At 63.9% G+C, this 6,225-nt stretch carries 7 protein-coding genes; all 7 read right to left on the bottom strand.

Going from position 1 to position 6,225, the window contains the following annotated elements; translation table 11 throughout:
• On the bottom strand, positions 1 to 389 hold a 389-nt coding region (locus AC1RDJ_RS15200; protein WP_493027927.1), incomplete at its 3' end, for a type VI secretion system baseplate subunit TssG.
• Positions 377 to 2,140: a type VI secretion system baseplate subunit TssF gene (gene tssF / locus AC1RDJ_RS15195; protein WP_493027936.1), complete on the bottom strand. Its 1,764-nt coding sequence runs from the start codon at positions 2,138 to 2,140 to the stop codon at positions 377 to 379. The genes tssF and AC1RDJ_RS15200, both read right to left, overlap by 13 nt.
• A complete protein-coding gene (gene tssE / locus AC1RDJ_RS15190) occupies positions 2,137 to 2,598 on the bottom strand; it encodes a type VI secretion system baseplate subunit TssE (RefSeq protein WP_071323908.1) in 462 nt (153 codons plus the stop codon). The genes tssF and tssE overlap by 4 nt, the downstream gene beginning before the upstream one ends.
• Before the next feature lie 177 nt (positions 2,599 to 2,775).
• Entirely contained in the window at positions 2,776 to 3,984 is a 1,209-nt protein-coding gene (locus AC1RDJ_RS15185; RefSeq protein ID WP_493027926.1) for a hypothetical protein, read from the bottom strand.
• 125 nt (positions 3,985 to 4,109) lie between these two features.
• Positions 4,110 to 4,634: a hypothetical protein gene (locus tag AC1RDJ_RS15180; RefSeq protein WP_493027925.1), complete on the bottom strand. Its 525-nt coding sequence runs from the start codon at positions 4,632 to 4,634 to the stop codon at positions 4,110 to 4,112.
• A 180-nt stretch (positions 4,635 to 4,814) separates the two neighbouring features.
• A complete protein-coding gene (locus AC1RDJ_RS15175; protein WP_493027924.1) occupies positions 4,815 to 5,495 on the bottom strand; it encodes a GIY-YIG nuclease family protein in 681 nt (226 codons plus the stop codon).
• A 186-nt stretch (positions 5,496 to 5,681) separates the two neighbouring features.
• Positions 5,682 to 6,167, bottom strand: a complete 486-nt coding sequence (locus AC1RDJ_RS15170; protein WP_071323912.1) for an Hcp family type VI secretion system effector — start codon at positions 6,165 to 6,167, stop codon at positions 5,682 to 5,684.
• Positions 6,168 to 6,225: the final 58 nt, after the last annotated feature.

Here is a 6,225-nt window from a genome sequence, read left to right as displayed (position 1 = left end):
TGGTGCTTGCCGCGCCCCCGGTACCAGAAGCCCAGCAGGCGCTGGTTGAAGATGTCGAGGAAATCGAGGCCGGCGCCGTCGCGCTGGCGGCGCCCTGCCAGCAGCAGTTCCGTGAATGGCGCGGCCAGCGGGCCCTGCGCGCCGGCCAGCGACAGCGCCGCCGTGCGCAGGGTCAGGGCCGGTCCCGGGCGCGCGCTGTCGCCCAGGCTGGCGATGTCGCTGGGGGCAAACGCCATGTCCACGTGGGCGCCCAGGCGCAGCGCCTCGTCCAGGCCCTGGCCGTGGCCAACCTGTGCGCGCGCGGGCGCACTGCGTTCGAGCAGGCTGATGGCCTGGAACAGGTTGAAAGTGTGCGGCGCGCGGCGCAGCAGTGCGATCAGATCAGGCATTGTCGTCCCGTCATGGCAGGCCATTGCATCCAGGGTTCGCCGTGGCGCACGACGGACAGGCGCACGAAGGAATTGGCGGTCGTGTACAGGGCGAAGAAGCGCGCCAGCACGCCGGCCAGCACCAGCGGCGACGTGCCGGCGAAGGCGTCCGTGTCGAATTCGAGCACGATATCGGTGCCGCGGCAGTGGCCGCGCCAGCCCTCGCTGCCGACGCGGGCCGTACCGGCGCGGGCCGCCAGGCGCTTGATGCCGCGGATCTGCACCTGGTCGCGCGCGCTGCCGCCGGCAAACAGCAGCAACATGTCGCGCAGCGTATCGGCGCCCGTGCTGCCATCGACGAGCGAACGGTGGTTCAGGCGCAGCAGCGACACGAGCGACCACAGGGCGTGGTTGGCCATGGTGGGCGGGCGCTGCACGCTGGGCTGGTACAGCGCGCGGATGGTCGTCGAGGCGGCCACGCCGTCGCCGTAAAAGCGCGTGCCGGGACCGATCTGCTCGGCCAGCAGGCGGTTCGTGCACAGCAGGCGCGCATACGCGACCGGCTCGCTCAAGGCTTCCCGCACGTCGCCCCGGTCGACAAAGCCCAGGTACACATCGGTGCCGCTGATGCCCTTGCGCAGACTCGTTTCGCGGCGCATGGTCCAGGATAGCGCTGGCGCCTCCGCGTCAGCGCCCTCGCCGCCCGCCTGCGCAAACGCGCTGGGGATGTCCACGCTGCGTTCGCCGCGCGGGTCGGACACCGTCACGCCGAGGACCGAGTGCACTTCCATGACGGCGTCGCGCCGGCGGTCGGGCACGAGCAGGTATTCATAGTGGCGCCGGTCGAAGACGACGGGCTCGCTGGTGACGGGGAACAGATTGAGGGCCGGCACGCAGCCAAGCAGCACGTTGCCGGCGTCGAGCAGCGCCAGCACGGGCGCGCTGTGGCCGAACACGAGGCGCAGCGCGAAGCCGGCGCCGCTGCCCAGGCGCCCGCGCAGGCCGCTGACGTCGAAAAACTGGAACTTGCGGGGAAAGGCGAAATACTCCTGCAGCAGGCCGTACGCAGGATGCGCGTGGGCCGGGCCGCCCAGCATGGCCTCGTCCTCGGCGAAGCCCACCTCGGCCAGGTGGCGCGCCGCCAGCCGCTGCACGCCGCCGCTGGACACCACTTCCAGGTGATCGAGGCTGCTGATCAGCATTTCATGCAGCGGCATGGTGGTCAGCAGATCGCCCGACAGGTGCAGGCGCACGGTGTCGAGTTCCAGCTCGGCCACGTCGACGCCCTCGTCGCAGCGCACCTCGAGGCGCAGGGTGCGCGGATCTTCCTGCACGATGGCATGCACGCGCAACGGCCACAGGGTCGTCGCCCACGCCACCTGGAAGCGGCACTGCTCGCCCGTGGCGGCCGTGGCCGACAGCATGGTGCCGCGCGCCACCCGCGTGCCGGCCGTGACCTTGCCTTCCGTGGGGTCGAGCGTCATCTGCATCACCGTCATGGCCGGCACGGGCTGCGTCAGGCTGGGACACAGGTTATCGAGCATGGCCGCGGCCACGCTGGGGAAATCGCGGTCGAGCTCGCGGTGCACGCGAGCGTTCAGGAAGGCGACGGACTGGATCAGGTGTTCCGTGTGCGGGTCGGCCGTCTCGGCGCCCGTCAGTACCAGGCGCTGCGCCACCTTCGGGTAGCGGGCGGCGAAATCGGCCGACTGCGTGCGCAGGTAGGCCAGTTCGCGCCGGTAGTATTCGAGCAGCTCGTCCTGGGGATTCATGCGCATCGCGTCGCCCCCTGGGCGGCCCGGTCGTCGAGCACGACGTCGAACTGCACCTGGCACAGCTGGCGCCCCAGCATCGCCGTCGCCGCGATGGCCACGCGCGCCGCCGTCGGCTTGCCGGCATCCGGCGCGACCCGCACGCTGACGCGCGACAGCCGCGGCTCGTACAGGGCGATGGCGTGCGCCAGCACCTGCTGCCACAGGGCCAGGTCGGCGGCCGACTGCGGCGACAGCGCCAGGGTGTCGGGCAAGCCGTAGTCGAGCACCGTGGGCGCGTCGCCGAGGAACTGCGCGATGCTCATCCCGTTGCGCACATTGAACAGGCGCGCCAGATCGAGCTGCAGCGAGTGCCGCAAGCCATCCACGTCGAGCACCCTTCCATCGGCGGACGCATCCGGCTCGCCGCCGAGGCGGTCGAACAGGGGAACTAGCGAGCCGGCTGGCGTGGCGTGCATGGAAAACCCATTCAGGTGGTTGCTGGAAAGTCCGGCGCCCTGCCATGGCAAGGCGCGCCCGGGGAAACGGAGAGTGCGGATTGATGGTAGGACCGGGGGATGGCGTAACACAAGTAACAGGTGGGTATCAGGGACGGGAGTCGTTGCCGGGCGGATGGATCAAGGACAGCCGGGCGACTAGTCGAACAGATGCATGACTGCCGCCGCAACTTTCTTCATGTCGGCCAGCTTGAATGCATTCGACATTTTTGATGCAATCTCGGCCATCGCAGTCACCTTGCCCTTGCTGCCAAACGTGGTCTTGAATGCGGTGGGATCACGACGCCGCTGCGCTTCGATCGCCTTGCCCATCGAGGTCGGCATGGCACTGATCGTCACCGGGACAATATTCGGCGTGTGCCAGGCTTCGACCCTGTTGATCGTTACCTGTGGCGACGTCAGGGTATCCATGAAGACCACTTTCTGCCCCCACAATCCCAGCGCGTCCATGCCGCCGCTTTTCATGCCGACGTGCACCACGTCGCAGTCATAGAAGGTGGTCATGTAATTGAAAAAACCGTTCTCCTGGAATCGCCCCATGAAGCCTTCCCGCCGGCTGCGCTTCCAGAATGCGCCGAGATTGAAGACAAAGGGCAATGCCACGGTTTCCTCGTTAAAACCATCGCCCACGAGAAAAATGGCCTTCACGTTACAGAACGCGTACAGCGCGGCGCACAGCTGAAAATTGCCTGTTTCGGAGGAATCATAGTGCGGGTTGGCGCCGCCCAGTGCGCGCGACGGATTCGGCGCGCCGGACGTGCGGCCCCACATGCAGATGAACTTTTCGCGTCCGGTGGACCTGCCGAAACGGTCTATGTATTCCTGCATGAACGACATGCAGATGTCGTTGTAGGCCTTGGACTGCACTTGTTCCCCGCCGCGCACGATATCGGCCCAGACCGGACTCAAAGGCTGGCCCCTGGCCATCTGCTGCACCGCGTCTTTCGCATAGAACGTGGCGTCATACGGTGTGCGGGCATTGTCGAGATTTGCCACCGCCGACATACCCACCATCGCCCAGTTCTTCGTGAGCGGGTCCGTGTGGTACAGGGTAAACCGGTTGCCGACCTTGAGAATCGGCTGTATGGCGAAATGAATATCGTTGAACAGGCCTGCCGCGCCAAATTCTTCCGCCACCACGAGCAGTATCGCAAATGGCCTCGATGGATCGACCGAGAAATGGTGAATCGCCGCCGCGTAGATATGGCAAAAATCACCGGTTTGCCAGCTGCCGATGACGAAAACCGGGCCATCCCTGTGCGCCGCCAGGCAATCCTTGAAACGGTCACAGATGACCGCCCTGTCCTTGCGCTCGTCCGGGGTGAATGTGATGGGGATTTTATACATGGATGCAATTTAATCAATCAATGAGCAACCTGCCTGGGACGCCTGGACGGGAGCAGCACAGGCACCATGAACACATACCGGAACGCTTGCCGTGGCCCGCATCCGCTTGTTTTATCAGCGTGTAATCAGCGCGTAACAAGGCGCTGGCTGCGATGCGCACGCGCAGCACCGCCGTCACTCTCGTACGTGGGGGCACGAACGGCTGCCTTGCCGCCTTCATTGACCTGACTTGCGCCGGCATGGCCTTTGACACTGCAAAGTACCGTGCGCGTTGCCATGGCATATTGAAAGCGCAATACATATTGCAGGCCATGGCCGTTTTCAGATTGACAACCGTTCAATACTATCTTCCCTTGAAACGTGCTCTTCAAACCTTTGGACATGAGCAAATGTGCAAGCTGTTCTGGCGTCACCTGTCCGAAAAATTGCGCTGCCTGTAGCACGTCGGCAGGCACTCCCGCAGCGCCATGCGCATCGATGTACAGCGTGCCATCGTCATCTAGCGTATTGAGCAAGTGTGCTGGCGCCGTCTCCAGCTCAATCGACGTATTTTCTGACGCGTCAGGCAACGGGCATCGTCGCATGCCCTCGGCTGCTTGTTGCATCACGGCGTCTGCATGGCCGGCGACGACGAATAATTTGGCAACCATGTATCATTTCTCCAGTGTATGTCCATGAAGCGGCGAAGCCCGCTTCAGTGAAAGAAAGGGATGGACCGTTACCTCATCGCTTGCCTGCCAGCTTCCACCGCCCCCTTCACCGGGGTCAGACCCGGCATCCGGACATCCAGCCCGGGTCATGTCGGATGTTGGAACTGCGCCCACGAAGATTCAAAACGCGCCATGGGCTGGAATCGCAATACAGTAGTGGGCCGCCGGCACATTCACGACGGGACATGCCGCCCATTCCACCTGAACGATCAATTCATGGTTGGTCGGGTTGGTGAAGGGCCCCATGTAGATACCATTTGTAAACGTGCCGCCGACACCGATTGCCTGGCGAAAGAAGCGAATTAATAATGCTTCGACATTCACGTTGACTCCATCAATCGCAGTGATCACCTGGGGAGCCGCATAATTGATGGCACCGCCCATTGCCCCTATCACGGCGTTTGGCAGCGGTAGCGGTGCGCCGCCGGCATTTCTGATCACCTGGAAACCCATGGCGGCCGGAGCGACAGGTGCCACCAGGGTGTTGATCAAGGGCGCGGGTGCGCCCATGATGGGTGCGGGCGTGTTCCAGGTATCGACTTCCCCCCAGAAGACGCCGATATTCGCCAGATTTCCCTGGCTCAAACCGAATTCATTGACTGTCAGCATCCGGCCGTCAAAGCGCTGGCGCAGGTTCCCGGATTTGCCGATATAGCGGTTATCGTTGGCCTGGTTGTAAATCAGATAGAGTCCGCCATTGCCCGGCACACCCGCCGGCAATGCGCCGGCCAGGCCTGCCCCCGCCGATGCGAGCGTGTGCAGGCTTCCCGCATTGGATAGGTCAAAGTTGATGTAGCCCATGTGCACCCTTCATTATCCTGTCCCGGATAGCCGCGCCTGCCCGGCGCATGCCAAATGGCTGCCCACCCCCTCGGCACACCGGGGCATCTGGCACACGGATGGCGGGCCATGCTGGCCCTGCCGGATTGCCGGCCTGTGGAAAACAGGGTGCCAGCAGCACGATGGCCCTCTGTCGGCGACGCTTGATCAATCCGCCTTCATCGTCTCCAGGTTCCAGTTCCACGTGCCCGTGCCCTTGGACGTCGAATCCGTCTTCTGCTGCGTGAAGTCGGCCTTGATCTTGGTGAAATTGATCGAGAACGAATCGTTCGGGATGCCGCCGCCGCCGCTGCAGCTCATTTGCGAGATCATGGCGTTGTCCATGACGTAGGTCATGAAGTTCATGTAGACGCCGTTTTCCACGCGGCCGATGTTCAGCTTGGCCGGACCGATCTTGGTGCCCTGGGTGCAAGCCTTGAACAGTTCCGTGGTCGACAGGTCGGACGACTTGGAGAACGACATTTCCGACAGCACGGCACGGCCCATGGTGCGTTCCGTGTTGCCGGCGTCGTTGCCCATGGGCAGGTAGGCGTTGTGGGAAAACGAGCTGACGATGATCTTGTCGGCATAACCGGTGATGGTGCAGTTGCCCTTGATGGTGGCGCCCAGATCAAGGATGAGTACGTCTGACATGAATAGCTCCGTAAGGTGAGCGCAGCGGCAGCGGCGTCATGCCGCGGCCGTGCGGAGG

This window comes from Janthinobacterium sp. GW822-FHT07H10, assembly GCF_058798675.1.
The sequence above is the reverse complement of the archived record's forward strand: the minus strand, read 5'-3'. Positions and strand labels throughout refer to the sequence as shown.

Coding starts and splice junctions, on each gene's coding strand:
- tssF (WP_493027936.1), bottom strand. CDS start 2,140: ATGAATCCCCAGGACGAGCTGCTCGAATACTACCGGCGCGAACTGGCC.
- tssE (WP_071323908.1), bottom strand. CDS start 2,598: ATGCACGCCACGCCAGCCGGCTCGCTAGTTCCCCTGTTCGACCGCCTC.
- AC1RDJ_RS15185 (WP_493027926.1), bottom strand. CDS start 3,984: ATGTATAAAATCCCCATCACATTCACCCCGGACGAGCGCAAGGACAGG.
- AC1RDJ_RS15180 (WP_493027925.1), bottom strand. CDS start 4,634: ATGGTTGCCAAATTATTCGTCGTCGCCGGCCATGCAGACGCCGTGATG.
- AC1RDJ_RS15175 (WP_493027924.1), bottom strand. CDS start 5,495: ATGGGCTACATCAACTTTGACCTATCCAATGCGGGAAGCCTGCACACG.
- AC1RDJ_RS15170 (WP_071323912.1), bottom strand. CDS start 6,167: ATGTCAGACGTACTCATCCTTGATCTGGGCGCCACCATCAAGGGCAAC.